Annotated in this window: 16 protein-coding genes; 14 read left to right on the forward strand and 2 right to left on the reverse strand. The window is 38.0% G+C overall.

What is annotated here, in order from left to right; genetic code table 11:
* Nucleotides 1-27: 27 nt before the first annotated feature.
* A complete protein-coding gene (locus FN924_RS05290) occupies nt 28-2,028 on the reverse strand; it encodes an acyltransferase family protein (RefSeq protein WP_143892431.1) in 2,001 nt (666 codons plus the stop codon).
* Nucleotides 2,029-2,428: 400 nt separating this feature from the next.
* Here FN924_RS05290 and FN924_RS05295 point away from each other — a divergent pair, with 400 nt between their 5' ends.
* Together FN924_RS05295 and FN924_RS05300 are read left to right on the forward strand one after the other, a co-directional pair.
* Nucleotides 2,429-3,850, forward strand: a complete 1,422-nt coding sequence (locus FN924_RS05295; protein WP_143892432.1) for a GAF domain-containing sensor histidine kinase — start codon at nt 2,429-2,431, stop codon at nt 3,848-3,850.
* Nucleotides 3,847-4,485, forward strand: a complete 639-nt coding sequence (locus tag FN924_RS05300) for a response regulator (RefSeq protein ID WP_143892434.1) — start codon at nt 3,847-3,849, stop codon at nt 4,483-4,485. The genes FN924_RS05295 and FN924_RS05300 overlap by 4 nt, the downstream gene beginning before the upstream one ends.
* 68 nt (nt 4,486-4,553) lie before the next feature.
* Here the strand turns inward: FN924_RS05300 and FN924_RS05305 are convergent, their stop codons facing one another.
* Nucleotides 4,554-4,793, reverse strand: coding sequence for a YhdB family protein (locus FN924_RS05305; protein ID WP_143892436.1), 240 nt, complete (start codon nt 4,791-4,793; stop codon nt 4,554-4,556).
* A 241-nt stretch (nt 4,794-5,034) separates the two neighbouring features.
* Between FN924_RS05305 and FN924_RS05310 the strand changes: the two genes are divergently transcribed.
* From FN924_RS05310 to FN924_RS05365, 12 genes are all read left to right on the forward strand, one after another.
* On the forward strand, nt 5,035-5,631 hold the full coding sequence (locus FN924_RS05310) for a YhcN/YlaJ family sporulation lipoprotein (RefSeq protein WP_143892438.1): 597 nt from the start codon (nt 5,035-5,037) through the stop codon (nt 5,629-5,631).
* A gap of 187 nt (nt 5,632-5,818) precedes the next feature.
* Nucleotides 5,819-6,460: a class I SAM-dependent methyltransferase gene (locus tag FN924_RS05315; protein WP_143892440.1), complete on the forward strand. Its 642-nt coding sequence runs from the start codon at nt 5,819-5,821 to the stop codon at nt 6,458-6,460.
* A 13-nt stretch (nt 6,461-6,473) separates the two neighbouring features.
* Nucleotides 6,474-6,941 carry an S-ribosylhomocysteine lyase gene (locus tag FN924_RS05320; protein ID WP_143892442.1) on the forward strand — a complete coding sequence of 156 codons (468 nt, stop codon included), beginning with the start codon at nt 6,474-6,476 and terminating at the stop codon, nt 6,939-6,941.
* A 12-nt stretch (nt 6,942-6,953) separates the two neighbouring features.
* Nucleotides 6,954-7,877, forward strand: a complete 924-nt coding sequence (gene cysK / locus FN924_RS05325) for a cysteine synthase A (RefSeq protein WP_143892444.1) — start codon at nt 6,954-6,956, stop codon at nt 7,875-7,877.
* Nucleotides 7,878-9,014: a bifunctional cystathionine gamma-lyase/homocysteine desulfhydrase gene (locus tag FN924_RS05330; protein ID WP_143892445.1), complete on the forward strand. Its 1,137-nt coding sequence runs from the start codon at nt 7,878-7,880 to the stop codon at nt 9,012-9,014.
* Nucleotides 9,015-9,111: 97 nt separating this feature from the next.
* Nucleotides 9,112-10,482: a dipeptidase gene (locus FN924_RS05335; protein WP_143892447.1), complete on the forward strand. Its 1,371-nt coding sequence runs from the start codon at nt 9,112-9,114 to the stop codon at nt 10,480-10,482.
* A 230-nt stretch (nt 10,483-10,712) separates the two neighbouring features.
* Nucleotides 10,713-10,940, forward strand: coding sequence for a rhodanese-like domain-containing protein (locus FN924_RS19250; RefSeq protein WP_228409582.1), 228 nt, complete (start codon nt 10,713-10,715; stop codon nt 10,938-10,940).
* Nucleotides 10,941-11,074: 134 nt separating this feature from the next.
* Nucleotides 11,075-12,490, forward strand: a complete 1,416-nt coding sequence (locus tag FN924_RS05345; protein WP_143892450.1) for a SpoVR family protein — start codon at nt 11,075-11,077, stop codon at nt 12,488-12,490.
* A 215-nt stretch (nt 12,491-12,705) separates the two neighbouring features.
* Nucleotides 12,706-13,473 carry a TerC family protein gene (locus tag FN924_RS05350; protein ID WP_143892452.1) on the forward strand — a complete coding sequence of 256 codons (768 nt, stop codon included), beginning with the start codon at nt 12,706-12,708 and terminating at the stop codon, nt 13,471-13,473.
* 164 nt (nt 13,474-13,637) lie between these two features.
* Entirely contained in the window at nt 13,638-13,757 is a 120-nt protein-coding gene (locus FN924_RS05355) for a YjcZ family sporulation protein (RefSeq protein WP_143892454.1), read from the forward strand.
* A gap of 174 nt (nt 13,758-13,931) precedes the next feature.
* Nucleotides 13,932-14,195 carry a spore germination protein gene (locus FN924_RS05360; protein ID WP_143892456.1) on the forward strand — a complete coding sequence of 88 codons (264 nt, stop codon included), beginning with the start codon at nt 13,932-13,934 and terminating at the stop codon, nt 14,193-14,195.
* 611 nt (nt 14,196-14,806) lie between these two features.
* Nucleotides 14,807-15,244 carry a hypothetical protein gene (locus FN924_RS05365; RefSeq protein WP_143892458.1) on the forward strand — a complete coding sequence of 146 codons (438 nt, stop codon included), beginning with the start codon at nt 14,807-14,809 and terminating at the stop codon, nt 15,242-15,244.
* The last annotated feature ends 713 nt before the right edge of the window (nt 15,245-15,957 follow it).

Consider the following 15,957-nt stretch of genomic DNA (forward strand, 5'->3'; position numbering starts at 1 on the left):
CGTTTCACTAATGAAAATAACTGAACTCTATAAATTTTTCTCCTCCAACGCTTTGACAAGATGTTCCTTTAGCGGTTTTGCTAAAGTTTTCGAATATAACGTACTAAGGTGGTGGTAGTCACGATAGACGATTACGTTACCTATAACTGGTGGACACGTATCCTCATCACAGAAGTATTCCGATAAATCGGCGAATGTTACGTTATCCGAAATCCCTTCTGTGTTTTCCCATGGTGGATTTTCAGATAAAGCACTGTCTCTAGATCGTGAACATTCCTCCATATAATTCTCAGATTCCTCTACACAAATCGGTGTATCTACTTTAGAACGAGGAGTGTCGCGAATGGCGAAAATCTCAGCGATTCCATCTAAATTCTTAAATTGCTCCTTGTATCCATCTGGAACCTTTGCTCCATCATTGACGTTTGCTGTTGTAACAACGAGATCTGGAGGGTCCTCCTTCAGCAATTTTAGAACCTCATCATTCCACTCCATACATTGCTTGTTAAGTTTCCCATCAAAATCCTGTGTAGAGAAACGGCAGGCATCCTTATTGTAAATATCTATTTGTAAATGAAGATCATCTGCCAGCTCCGCTAAAGCAGGGTACCAGTGACCAGAGTGAGAGCCACCTACTAATGCTATCGTATGCTCTGGATTATCTGTATCACCTTTGGAGCATTTTGTAATGCGATTATCATTCATATTCGAATAGCAATCTGGATTATCGTAAAAAGCTGGAAGATCTTCTTTTATCTTTAATCCGTCTGGAGCTGGTTCTACATCTTCTGCTGGTTTTATATCTTCATAGATAGCTAGGGCACCTGGATAATCCTTTTCCTCATATTGTCCTGCTGTTGCTCGATCAGCATTCACATAAGCTTGCCAAGATGTATTAACAGCAAGTACTGGAAGCATAATAGCTAAGAGCACAAGAGCTGGTTTTAGTTTGGATTGTTTGATATCCATTTTGCGAATTGGTGTTTCGATAAACTTAATCGATAAGTAAGCCAAAACAGCTGTAATAAGTAACACAGAGATACCAACCCAAAGCGGTGCTTGTTCTTTATCGAAATACGTATAGTAAAAAACAAGAAGGGGCCAATGCCAGAGATAGAATCCATAAGAGATGCTACCGAAAAAGGTAAAAGGTTTCGATCCTAATAGCTTTTCTACCCCAAATTTATTTCCGTTTTCTGCTGCCAGTAGTACGAAAATAACGCCAGTTGTCGGCAATAGTGCTGCATATCCTGGAAAAACAGTTGAAACCGGTAGCAAAATTCCGGTTAAGCAAATAATTGCTAAACCGAGCCAGCCCATAACAAATGTAACAGGCTTTTTAAATTTAAGGTAAGGAAGGAGTAACGCTAGTATCCCTCCAAGACTAAATTCCCAAACACGAGCAAGCGTATCAAAATACGCCCAAGGCTGATTCACTTCCGTCTTGTAAACGGAATAGCTTAGGGAGCTCACGAAAAGAAGTATTAAAATTCCTAAAAGTGTCACTCTTACAGGTGTTTTCAATATTTTTCTCGCGATAAAATAGGCTAATAGAATAACAAATGGCCATGTAATATAAAATTGTCCTTGAATGGAAAGTGCCCAAAAATGCTGAAAAGGACTAGCTTCATTGTTTTGGGCTAAGTAATCTACAGAATTAAAAGCTAACTCCCAATTTTGAAAATATAGAGCGGAAGCATATGCTTCTGAAACAATTTGCTCCCATTGGACTTTAGGCATCACATATATAGATCCTAGAATAATAGTCAAAATAACAGTAAATGCCACCGGGAATAACCGTTTGGCAAGTCCCAAAATATTCCCTATAAGATCAATCTTCCCTTGTCTCTCCATTCGAGATAGCAGAGAAGTTGTAATTAAATAACCAGAAACGATAAAAAATACATCTACTCCCCCAGAAACCGAGCCAAGCCAAATGTGGTAAACAGCTACTAGAAGCGCTGCCACCGCTCTAACCCCTTCAATTTCAGGGCGAAATCTTTTTTCTGGTACTCTTAAATCCTTCATAAGTACACGCTCCCATATTCGTTTTTTGATTCGAAATGGTCTTATAAGTAACGTTTACGACTATACTATCGTTCGATTTACTTATTCTTCCTTTTGGGCCATTGTATATTATAGTAGAAGCATTCCAATAATTCAACACAGTGTAAAAAAGAAAAGTTGACCTAAACACAGGATTTATAGATAGAACTAGGTTGGATTCTTCTACTCTGTAACCCTCATTATACTACTAGTGCGGAAGAGTTTGGAACAATACATAAAAAGATAAGTTGAGAAATATGTCGCCTATTTAACCATTAATTTTACATAATGGAAAACTATGGTTCTCTCTTTATCGTATAACAATCTTGCTTGTTTAAATATTTTGATATAATTAAGAAAAAAACGTTAGGAAGAGAGTATTATGATTGATGAAACGAAGCGGCTAAAAACATTAAAAACAATTGCGGAACTACTGAATCAATCGACGAGTAAACGGGATATGGTCCATGAAGTGTTACAACAATTAATAGAAATTACTCATTTTGAAACAGGCTGGTTTTTTCTCGAAGAGGATCAGCAAGTTCGATTTACTGCTTCGCATCAGCTTCCTCCAGCCTTAAGCTACCGGAACTTTGAACCGATGTGTAGCAAGGATTGTTATTGTATATCTAGATATAAAAGAGGGGTCTTAACGAAGGCCACTAGCATTATCGGGTGTAAAAGGATAGAGAAAGCTTTGCAAGCAGGGAGAACCAGTACAAATGAAATTACGCATCATGCTACCGTTCCATTACGAACGAAAAGTCGATCGTATGGCCTTTTAAATGTTGCTTCACCTAACCAATCGACCTATAACGATGAAGAACTGGATTTATTGGAAGGACTTGCCCTACAAATCGGAACAGCTCTAGAGCGAATTGAACGGTTTGAGGAGGAGCAAAAAAGAGTTGCACAGCTTACATACCTACATACCGTTGTCCAAGAGCTGCAAAAAGCACGGTCCCAAAAAGACTTGAGAATGAAATTAGAACATCAGTTATTTATCCTGTTTCCTAATATCCACGTTCATTGGCAAAGACCGTTGGATTCAGAAAACATGTTGCAAGGAGAATTTGGTTCTTCACAAAAGGTTTGGATGGTTCGAGAAGGCTTGTTCACTGCCATAGAAATAGAAGTTTTCACTCTTTTGATGGAATACGTAGATATCTTGCTTCTACATATTCAATTGGAAGAAAAGGAAAGAGAAGTTGTTAAGGTAGCTGAGCGTTCAAGGCTTGCACAGGATTTACATGATTCGGTAAATCAGCTTTTGTTTTCTGTTGTACTTACTTCAAAAGCCTCGCTTGCACAAGTCAAAGATGACAGTATCAAAGAACAAGTGGAATACATCCATCAATTAGCTTCACAAGCATTAACGGAGATGCGAGAAGTTGTGGCGAATCATCGACCAGCTGCATTAGATAAAGGATTGTTACATGGATTAGTACAGTATGCGAGAGGAATCGGAATAGATGTAGATGTTGAAACAATAGGAACGACCTCTCTTCCGTATCGAATAGAAGAAGCATTATGGAGGGTTGGGCAAGAAGCGCTTCATAATATTAATAAACACGCAGGTGTAAAAGAAGCGGAGATTTATTTGGAACGTAAAGCTCAGGGAGTTCGGTTGCATATTGTAGATAAAGGGAGAGGGATGAATTTAGAGAATGCTTATCAGCTTTCTTTCGGACTGCAAGGTATGAAGGAACGTATTGAAATGGTAGGCGGTATTCTTTATTTGGAAAGTGATATTGGAGAGGGAACAGCTGTAAAGGTGTATATCCCATTGGAGGAACCGTTATGACAATCAAGGTATTATTAGCAGACGACCATCAAGTTGTAAGGAAAGGATTAGTGTATTTCTTTCAAACTCAGGATGATATGGAAGTGGTTGGAGAAGTATCAAGTGGTATAGAAGTGTTGAGTTTCCTAGAAGATAATGAGATTGATGTTTTGTTGTTAGATATTCAAATGCCCAAAATGGATGGTATTGAAACCGCAACACACATTAAACGAGCATTTCCCAAGGTGAGAATTGTTATTTTAACAAGCTTCTCCGATTACGACACCGTTATTCCTGCGATAAAAGCTGGAGTGGAAGGGTATCAATTAAAGACGATTGATCCTAATGAATTAGCACAGGTGATTCGGAAGGTGTATAACGGGGAAAATGCCATTGACCCTGATGCAGCAAAGGAATTGATTCGTCATGTAAATGCTGGGGATAACTCTGATCAGCAACGTCTTCGTGAACTAACCAACAGAGAATTGGATGTCTTAAAAGAAATAATGAAAGGGAAAAGCAATAAAGAAATTGCTTCTACTTTATTTATAACCGAAAAAACGGTAAAAACGCATGTTTCGAATGTGTTGGCAAAGCTAGAAGTACATGATCGCACACAGGCTGCTCTTTTTGGAATTAAATATGTAAAGCAATAGAGCGTGAAAAGGTCACGCTCTATTTTTTTGCATTTATCATGGTTCTTGATTTCGCTTACTTCTCTTTATTAGACCTCCATAATGGCTGCAGGAGTATTATGGGCCATGGCGTGGTCAATATAATGAAGCAAATCTTCATGAGCACCCATGATCTCCTGCTCTCGTGTACCATAGTGGAAGGCGTGTAAGAAAATTTCAATTTTCTTTGATAACATATCATCCTGTGTACGGACCATCAAAACTAATAAATCATCCCATTGGCCCCACAATGTGAAATATAACGCTTTGTCGTAATCCGCTATATACAACGTAATCGCCCCTTTCCTAAAGGGTTATTTGTAGTATCTCCGACTCAGCTAATGTCATGATAGAAGTTTCTAACAAAACTTCCACGTTCCCTTTATAATATGTGGAGTTCTAAAGGATGTTCCTTCGATAGTGTGTTCGAAAAAGGAAGCTTTTCATTCGCGATTTTTACTGTTTTTTCTTTCCAAGCAGGTGAATAAATGCAGAAGCTTTACTCAAACTAAGCCTATTGAAGGAGGGATTATGTTGAGGATTAAAAAATGGACAATAGCGGTCATATCCGTACTAACGTTGGTAGCGTGTCAAAACAACACGAATCAAGATGTAGGACAAGATGATATCGGAGTAGAACAAACAAGATTTGGCACCTATACAGATTATCTATCGGATGATGCAGAAAACGATACACTGTATCATGAAAACGGTTTAGATTATGAAACGGATAATACGAATTACAATAATCAAGCTGTTCCAGAGCGACGCATAGATGAAAATGGCAATAATACGGATCAATATAATGTGAATGAACGAGCGGCAGAACGAATATCACAGCAAATTCGTTTGGTTGATAATGCCTATGTTCTTACTTTAGATGAAAATGCTTTTGTAGCGGTGAAAGGGGAAGATCCACAAAATCAACAAGACCGTATCGAGAATCAAATTAGAGAATTGGTCAGAGCAACAGATAAACAAATAGAAAATGTTTATATTTCCACAGATAGAGATTTTGTTGATTTAGCTGAAAATTATACCGAAAACGTGCAAAATGGAGAACCTATTGGTGGATTCTTTGAACAATTTGGTTCCATGATGGAACGTATTTTTCCGGAAGCGCATTAAAAATGAGGTTGGCTTCATATTTTCTGAAGTCAACCTTCCTTATTGAAAATGCCTTTTAAAAAAGGGGATTGAACAATCTTAAAAATTGCTCCAACACCCATTTCTATGTTATATTATTATCACTAATCCCGATAAAACATAGTGTATTACTATGAATTAATTTTAATGGGGAGAGGAGATCACATAAATGGGTCGAGAGTTTATTGATTTGTTTAATAATTGGGCTGAATCTTATGATCAAACGGTAACCGGTCATGATCCACAGTATCGTGATGTTTTTGATAAATATGATACAATTCTAGAAGCGGTCGCGTCTAAAGCGAAGGGGAACGTATTGGAGTTTGGAGTAGGAACTGGTAATCTATCCAAAAAGCTTCTGGACAAAGGACATCAAGTAATTGGGGTAGAGCCTTCCAGTGCGATGAGGGAAGAAGCAAGTTCGAAATATCCGGATCTTACCATACATGATGGAGACTTCTTGTCTTATCCCAAACCAGAGCTATCTATTTCCACGATTGTAAGTACGTACGCATTTCATCACTTAACAGATGAAGAAAAAGGAAAAGCATTAGCAGGATTTAGGGAGGTTTTACCGGTCGGTGGAAAGGTTGTTTTCGCAGATACTGCTTATGAAACAGAAGAATCGAAACAAGCCATCTTTGAAGAAGCGAAGGAACAAGGATTTAAAGACTTGCTTTACGATCTTTCTACGGGGTATTATCCAATGCTTTCGGTATTAGAAGAGCTTTTTCAATCGAATGGATTTAACGTTTCCTTTCAACAAATGAACAAATTTGTTTGGCTTATGGTAGCCGAAAAAATTTCGTAAGGGAGAGGTACACATGGTACAAAAAATGAATGTAGAAAGCTTTAACCTAGATCATACGAAAGTAAAAGCACCGTATGTGAGACTAGTAGGGGTTACTACTGGTCAAAGCGGAGATAAAGTATATAAATATGATATTCGTTTCTGCCAACCAAACAAAGAGCATATGGATATGGCGGGATTACATTCCATTGAACACTTAATGGCAGAAAATATTCGTAACCATATTGATAATGTATTAGATATCGGACCAATGGGCTGCCAAACAGGATTCTACTTAGCTGTATTGAATAATGACAGCTATGATGACATTCTAGAAGCACTAGAGAAAACGCTAAACGATGTACTGGAAGCGACAGAAGTCCCTGCATGTAACGAAGTACAATGTGGATGGGCAGCAAACCATAGCCTGCAAGGTGCAAAAGACATCGCGACTCGTATGCTTGAAGGAAAAGACGAGTGGCACATTGTATTTGCAGAGTAGAGGGCTCCGATTATGGCTGTTTATAAAAGTGCACAACAATTAATTGGAAATACGCCATTAGTGGAATTAACCAAGTTCCCCCTTCCTGAGGGGGTTCGTTTGTTTGCGAAACTAGAGTTTTATAATCCTGGTGGAAGTATAAAAGACCGTCTTGGCCAAGAGTTAATACAAGATGCTCTCGATACAGGGAAGCTTAAGCCAGGTGGGACAATTATTGAACCAACTGCTGGGAATACGGGAATCGGACTGGCGCTTGCAGCTATTGAAAAGGAAGTATCGGTTATTTTCTGTGTTCCAGAGCAATTTAGTAAAGAAAAACAAGAATTAATGAGAGCGTTAGGTGCAAAAATTGTGCACACCCCAACCAATCAGGGGATGCGTGGTGCCATTGCGAAGGCAGAGGAGCTTGTGAAAGAAATCCCGAATAGCTACTCCCCCCAGCAATTTGCGAACCCAGCAAATCCAAGAACCTATTATAAAACACTCGGACCGGAAATCTGGAACGATTTAAACGGAAAAGTGGATGTTTTTCTTGCAGGTGCTGGTACTGGCGGTACGTTCATGGGAACAGCTACGTATCTAAAAGAAATGGATCCGAACGTGAAAACGGCAATCGTGGAACCAGAAGGATCTATTATTGCGGGAGGAAAGCCAGGTCCTCATAAAACGGAAGGAATTGGGATGGAATTCTTACCGGATTATATGGATCGGTCTTATTTTGATGAAATCCATACGATAACAGATGAAGATGCCTTTCATATGGTAAAAGAACTTGCCAAGAAAGAAGGACTTTTAGTCGGTAGTTCTTCTGGTGCAGCTTGTGTTGCTGCTTTGAAAGAAGCCAAGCAGGCAAAACCTGGTACTACCATTGTAACGATTTTTCCGGATTCAAGTGAACGGTATTTAAGTAAACAAATTTATCAAGGAGGGATTTAAGTGAAGCCAAAAACAAAAATGATTCACGGAGGAACAGTAACTGGAGACGAGCTAACAGGCGCTGTTTCTGTTCCAATCTATCAAGTAAGTACGTACAAACAAGACGCAGTTGGAAAACATAAAGGGTACGAATATTCTCGTACAGGAAATCCTACACGTCATGCATTAGAAACATTAATTGCTGATTTAGAAAATGGGAAAGCAGGCTTTGCCTTTGGATCCGGTATGGCTGCAATTACGTCCGTCATGATGCTTTTAAACGCCGGAGACCATGTTGTGATGACAGATGACGTATATGGTGGTACGTATCGACTTACAACGAAGGTATTGAATCGATTCAATCTAGCGCACACGTATGTCGATACAAGTGATGCTGCACAAGTAGAAGCGGCAATCAAACCGAATACGAAAGCCCTATATATTGAGACACCAACGAATCCATTGTTGAAAATCACGGATTTAAAGAAGATGTCGGAGATTGCCAAGAAAAACAATCTTTTATTGATTGTAGATAATACGTTTGCAACACCATACTGGCAACAACCGATTGATTTTGGCGCAGACATTGTACTTCACAGTGCAACCAAATATATTGGAGGCCATAGCGATGTGGTCTCAGGTTTAGTTGTTGTGAATTCTGATCAGCTAGCAGAGGATCTTCACTTCATTCAAAACTCCGTTGGTGGAGTACTTGGTCCACAGGATTCTTGGTTATTGATTCGCGGTATTAAAACACTTGGTCTGCGCATGGAAGCGATTGAAAAAAACACACATGCGATTGTAGAGTTTTTAGAAAACCATCCACAAGTGTCAACGATTTATTACCCAGGCTTAAAGAGCCATAAAGGGCATGAGGTTGCTAAAACACAGGCAGGTGGATTTGGTGGCATGATTTCTTTTGATGTAGGAAGTGGCGAAAAAGCCGATGAAGTCATCTGCAAAGCAAAATACTTTACTTTGGCGGAAAGTCTAGGTGCAGTAGAGAGCTTAATTTCAGTACCTGCAAAAATGACACATGCTTCTATTCCGGCTGAACGTCGAGCAGAGCTTGGCATTACAGATGGATTAATTCGGATATCAGTTGGTATTGAAGATAGTGAAGATTTGATTGAAGACTTGAAACAAGCAATGGAATAATAGGTGAAGCAGTATCTGAGCAGATACTGCTTTTTTCTTTCTTTCTAGAAACTATGATAAAATAACGTCGTTAAAGATTATTTAGGAGGAATGTTTCATGTCCAAGCAAGCGTTAGAGTATTTACAATCTAATCGAGATGCTTTACTAGCAAAGCTGAATGATTTTCTATCGATTCCGAGTGTGAGCACCGATTCTGTACATAAACAAGATGTAGAAAAAGCCGCGCAGTTCGTCTCTGATTATTTGACTGACATCGGGTTTGAAAAGGTAGAAGTGCAAAAAACAAAAGGTCACCCGCTCGTATATGGAGAATGGTTAGGAGCTGGCGATAATGCTCCAACTGTCTTGTTGTATGGTCACTATGACGTACAGCCTGCTGATCCATTAGAGTTGTGGGATAGCGAGCCATTTCAGCCGGAAATAAGAGATGGGCGCCTGTATGCACGTGGTTCTAGTGACGATAAAGGACAAGTATTTATGCACTTAGCTGTGTTTGAGGCCTATATGAAAACCGAAGGTAAGCTTCCTATTAATGTCAAGGTCTGCATTGAAGGAGAAGAAGAAATCGGAAGTGAAAACTTATACGAAATCCTTCAGGCGAAACAAGAACAGTTTGCTGCGGACTTTGCTGTTATTTCGGATTCAGGAATGGTCGCAAAAGGACAGCCAACCGTTCTTTACGGATTAAAAGGATTCACTGGACTAGAATTCACAGTCAAAGGCCCTTCTAGTGACCTTCATTCTGGAATCTACGGTGGTGCAGTGAAAAATCCGCTCATGGCATTGGCTCACATTCTTACATCCATGAAAAATGAAGACGAAGTTGTACAAGTTGCCGGTTTTTATGATGGAATCGATGAGCTGTCCGATGACGAACGCAAGCTGATTGCTGAAGTACCTGGTGAAGACTTCGTTCAATCTACTGGTATTCCAGAGGTAACTCCAGAAAAAGGATACACAGCAAAAGAACATACGATGGCACGTCCGACTTTAGAGGTAAACGGAATGTTTGGTGGCTATCAAGGAGAAGGAACGAAAACAATTATTCCATCGTATGCTACGGCGAAATTAACATCTCGCCTTGTACCTGGTCAAGAGCCAGAGAAGGTTCAACAATTGCTCGTTGAACATATTAAGAAGCATACTCCAAAGGGTGTAACAGTCGATATTAAAAAAGAGCCTTTATCTGCAAAGGCATACAAAGTAGACCCAAATCATCCATTAGTAGAAAAAGCAGCACAAAGCTTAACAAAGGCATTTGGCAAAGAAACGGTGTATGTAAGAATGGGTGGATCTATCCCGGTTGTAGAGTGGATTGATGCCATCTACAAAATGCCGATTGTTCTGTTAGGCTTCGGTACACCAGAAGACCGTTTGCACTCTCCAAATGAGAGCTTCCCAATTGAAAATTTTGATAAGGGAATGGAGACACTTGTCTATTACTGGCAAAACGTTCAACAAGGATAAAAATCTAAAGAATATGTAAATGAAGTATTAGTAATTGACATAAGCTTTGTTCACGTTATAGGATAAGGATTGCTAACGAATCTATAGAGCAAGGAGTTGTTCTTATCATTAGTTTCGCTGTAATTCTTATTCTATTCTTATTGTTTATTATTCTTTATTCCAGAACTTTTCCGATATCTGGGATTCCATGTATCGATTTAAATAGAGAAGCAAATGTTTCGAAAAAGGTAATGGTCGATATACGAGACTACAATGTTTCTTCTAATGATGTTATTCACGGCTCTATTTCGATTCCACTTGCTTACTTAAAAAGACACCATCACGAAATCCCCAAAGAAGAGGTTCACGTCATTGCTTCTGATAAAATAGAAAGGAATTTAGGTGTACGCGTTTTGAGAAGCAAGGGTTTTAAGGTCATCGGATATACCTTAACAGATTGTGGCTGTGCTGAAAAATAAGGAATGCTTCTCTGGACCAAATAGGTTCAGAGTTTTTTTATTTATATTGGTTTAAGAATGTTAAAGCTCGCCTTCATCATAAAACCGATTCGAACATATAGTAGTAGTACTATATAAAAAGGAGAGGTCGCCCCTTGAAACAAGCGGATCATCTTGCCTTAGAGAAAGCGATAGCGGAAATTACAGAGATTGCGGAGGGATTTGGCTTAGACTTTTATCCAATGCGCTATGAGATATGTCCTCCTGAGATTATTTACACATTTGGTGCCTATGGAATGCCAACGCGTTTTTCACACTGGAGCTTTGGGAAGCAGTTCCATAAGATGAAGCTGCAGTATGACCTCGGCTTAAGTAAAATCTATGAGCTAGTGATTAATTCTAATCCATGTTATGCCTTCCTCTTAAACTCCAATTCCCTCATTCAAAATAAATTAATAGTAGCACACGTGTTAGCCCACTGTGATTTTTTTAAAAATAATGCTAGATTTCAAAATACAAACCGTGACATGGTAGAAAGTATGTCTGCCACTGCGGAACGAATTGCTGCATATGAAAAAGAATATGGCATAGAGGAAGTCGAATCTTTCTTGGATGCGGTCTTAGCCATACAGGAACATATTGACCCTGCGCTTTTAAAAGCTAATCTAGATTGGAATGAAGAATTAGAAGGTGAAGAGGAGGAAACCTCCCAAAATCCTGGGCCCTATGACGATTTATGGAACTTGGATGAGGCCAGTCAAAAGAAAGAAAAGCCTAAACGGCGCAAGAAAAAATTCCCTCCTAGACCAGAAAAAGACTTGTTACTCTTCATTGAAGAGTATAGCCGCCATTTAGAAGACTGGCAGCGCGATATATTAACGATGATGAGAGAAGAAATGCTTTATTTCTGGCCGCAATTGGAGACGAAAATCATGAATGAAGGCTGGGCTTCGTACTGGCATCAACGAATCTTACGAGAAATGGATTTGACTAGTGATGAAGTAGTCGAGTTTGCGAGCTTAAATGCAGGCGTTGTCCAACCATCGAAAACACAAATTAATCCCTATTACCTTGGAGTGAAAATGTTTGAAGACATTGAAGAGCGCTTCAATAATCCGACAGAAGAGATGAAACGGTGGGGCGTAGAACCAGGTTCCGGTAGGGAAAAAATATTTGAAGTACGAGAAATAGAATCCGACATTTCCTTTTTAAGAAATTATTTAACAAAAGACTTTGTGCAGCGTGAAGACTTGTATCTTTTTGAAAAGCAAGGAAATGAATATAAGGTTACCGATAAAAATTGGGAGAATGTCAGAGACCAGCTTATTACTATGAGGGTAAATGGAGGCTTTCCTTACCTAACTGTGCAAAATGGGGATTACTTGTTTAATGGAGAGCTTTACTTGAAACACCATTTTGAAGGAGTTGAGCTTGATCTCACTTACTTGGAAAAGACATTACCTCATATTTTCCAACTATGGGGTCGTACGGTTCATATGGAAACAGTAATTGAAGAGCGTGAAGCATTATTTACGTATGATGGGAATAAGGTGATGAAGCAGTATTTGTAGAATGTTTGAATTTTTATGATAAACGGACAGATTGAGTAATGATAACTCTATTTCTGTCCGTTATTTTTTGTGTACTACAAAAAATCAATTTAGAAAGAGTTAACCATAAAGTTGTGAACGAGTTTATTCCCTTATGAAGAATACTCATGCTTCACTTCGAACATAGTATGAATAGCATAAACATCATAAGTTGGAATAGATAGGAGAGAAGCTTGATGGAATCATTATGGTTAGAATATGCGTGGACATTGTTAATACTTATTGGGTTGGAAGGGTTGTTATCAGCTGATAATGCCCTTGTCTTAGCGGTGATAGCCAAACATTTACCAGAAGAACAAAAGAAAAAAGCCATTAATTACGGAATCATTATGGCGTTTGGATTTAGATTTGTTGCTCTTTTTGCTATTTCTTTTATTGCGAACGTATGGCAGATTCAGGCGGTAGGTGCAGCATATCTGCTTTATCTCGGATTAAAGCATGTTATAAAAGCACGTTTCGGAAAAGAAAACAAGAATATTCATAAAGATGATGAAAAGGAATCAGCTGGAAAAGCTTTTTGGCCAACAGTTGGAAAAATTGCGTTAGCCGACCTTGCTTTTGCAATTGATTCAATCCTCGCCGCAGTTGCCCTTGCACTAGGTCTTCCAGATTCACCTTTAGGTGATTTTGGTGGGATGGATGGAGGTAAGTTTTTAGTTGTAGTCCTTGGGGGAATTGCTGGTCTTGTATTAATTAAATTTGCAGCAACATGGTTTGTGCAACTTCTTGAAAAACGACCAGCATTGGAAACGACGGCATATGCAATTGTTGCATGGGTCGGTGTGAAGTTGGCAGTCATCACCCTTTCCCATAAGGATATAGGAATCTTAGATCATGACTTTCCACATAGCACCTTATGGACTCTTATGTTCTACGGTGTACTAGTTGGTATTGCACTAATTGGCTGGTTCGCTCCAAGAAATAAATCCAAACAGAAATCATGACAACTCCTGGAATACTCCTAATATAAGTAAAAGTTTTTTTAAAAAAACTAGATGTACGAAATTAACAGATACCTGTTTTCCAAAACTTTGGTATCCTTGCCTTTCCATTAATCAAGCTCCGACATAGTATATTATCGTAGTACTTGGAAAGGAGGGAAAAATAAATGAGTTTTTTTCAAGGAAACCAAAACTCTTTCATCCTCTTAGTAGTTCTATTTGTATTACTGGTAATCGTTGGTAACGAATACCCAATGGGACAACAAGGGTACGGCGGAGGATACTAGTCTGACGCACCACCTTCTCTACAATAACAAAAAAGAGACCTGTTGCTCATGCGGGGCTTCTCCAAAAGAGGGCCCCTCCATTATTTTAGGATAATATAGTTGGGGAACGTTTTTAGTAACGATACGTTCTAAAAATAATATATTATAGAATAAGCACCTGAAGGGGTGATAATTATGGTTTTAGGGTATGAAAATGAAAACTACCCAATAGTTGTTGGAGGGGTAAGTGTTAATAATGTGGACGGAAATGGTTCAATCAATTTCGGAGAAACAGTTTTCCAATCCGCACACGCGCCTGCCAAACTTAACTTTAACGGACAAGTATATGGACAAAACAATATAATTCATATTCAGCCTATGGGATCTCCAATCTATGACCCCGATTTGTTTGATAATAATCTACCAGTGGGAGCATCTCCAATGGGGTTAGAGGATTAAAGATATAGTAAACGTTTAAAATGCTTGGAGTTTTTCTGAGCATTTTTTTATTTGACTTCATGTAAACTTTATTGGAAGTACGGTAAGGGCCTGATTAGTTAAGTAATCGTCATCATAAGTTTAGTTAGTATATTTATATACTCTAAGGTCAAATATGATAAAAACTAACTATAATTATCGTTTTATCCCCCATAGAAATAAATTGTTTGGACAAGAAAAACCCCGTTTTATCTTTTATTGCTATTCTAGATACAAAACTCAATTTATATGGCTTTCTTGCAGAAGGTACTCAATACTTAGGTAATTGGACAGTTTCATATCTACCCAGCTATAAGTATGATATTATATTCTTGAATTTCGCCCCTTTATCCAAATGCAAAATAAGTAAAATTCGTTATATAGTTGGTTGGTCCATTTTTTCGATTTGTTTTGAAGGGATCTCCGTGCAAACTTCCTTCTTTTACTACACATCGTGGAAGCTGTGGGATTCCGCAGCTATTTATCCATTTTTGTTCATAATTCTCCTTGTAAACTTAAAGTTAGTAAAGAAATTATGTAATACCTAATTTATCTGTTGCTGTAGAAACGGGTGGCTAAAGGAAGTGGTAACAGTGAGATGGAAAGTAGTAATATTCAGTTTAGTGATGCCAGGTCTTGGACAATGGTTGAATAAACAATATCTAAAATCCATTTTTTTTATATGTATAGAGCACATCCTAAATCGTCTTGCTTACATTAATAAAGCACTGTACTTTGATTTAAATGGCTTGCATGAGGAAGCTTTGTCAATTGTCAATGTTGAATATGCGATGTTTTACCCTGGGATTTATGTACTTTGTGCGTTAGATAGCTTACTACATGTTAAAGAAACGAATAACTCGGTGTTTCTTTATTGGTTTGCTTTAGCTGGATTATTAGGAACTGTTGGTGTGATATACGCTAGATTTGTTCCAGTACCTGTCTTTTCTGTAGGGTTGATGATGGTTATTTTTATTTTAATAGGAACGTTTCATTGTACCAAAATAAATCATTCAACAGAATTGACATAATAATTAATAAGTAAGTTTCAAAAACTTAATTAATTTTCGAGTTTATACATATCTTTTCTTAATTAGTAAAGAATATGAATCATAAATTACCAATTAAACTGAATTAAGGGTGATGGTATTTTGACTAGGAAGCACCTAATATTTAATATTTTCCTCCTCATAGTACCGTGGTGTACGGTATTATTTATAGGAAAACGAACATTTAGTCGTTATTCTTCTGCAGGTTTTTTTATTGTTATTTTTGAAATTATCAATCACTTGTTCGGACATAAGCGGAATTGGTGGAAATTTTACGATAAAAGGAGGTCCTTTATAAGGGATGAACTCCCTTTTGATATTGGTCCATATATGCCTATTTCTTTATGGATATTAAAGTTCTCATATGGAAATTTTAAAAAATATGTTTTACTTAATGTTTTAGCAAACGGTTTATTTGCTTTCTATTTGATTAATGTGCTTAAGAAAATGAAGATTATTGGGTTGGATAAGTTAAATCACTTACAATTTTTTCTCTATTTTCATTACAAAGCGTATATTCTTTACTTTGTTCAATACTTATTTGAAAAAATAAATAAAGAACGAATCGCTTAAATCATCGCTTTATAAAAAATGCTTGGATAGGGGTCACAACCCACCCGTCCAAGCATTTTTTAATCCCATTAGCCCCCTAAATAAATTGGATGCAATCAAACAATTCCAATCGCATCATTTTC

Origin of the sequence: Radiobacillus deserti, from assembly GCF_007301515.1 — a bacterium.
Lineage (GTDB): Bacteria > Bacillota > Bacilli > Bacillales > Amphibacillaceae > Radiobacillus > Radiobacillus deserti.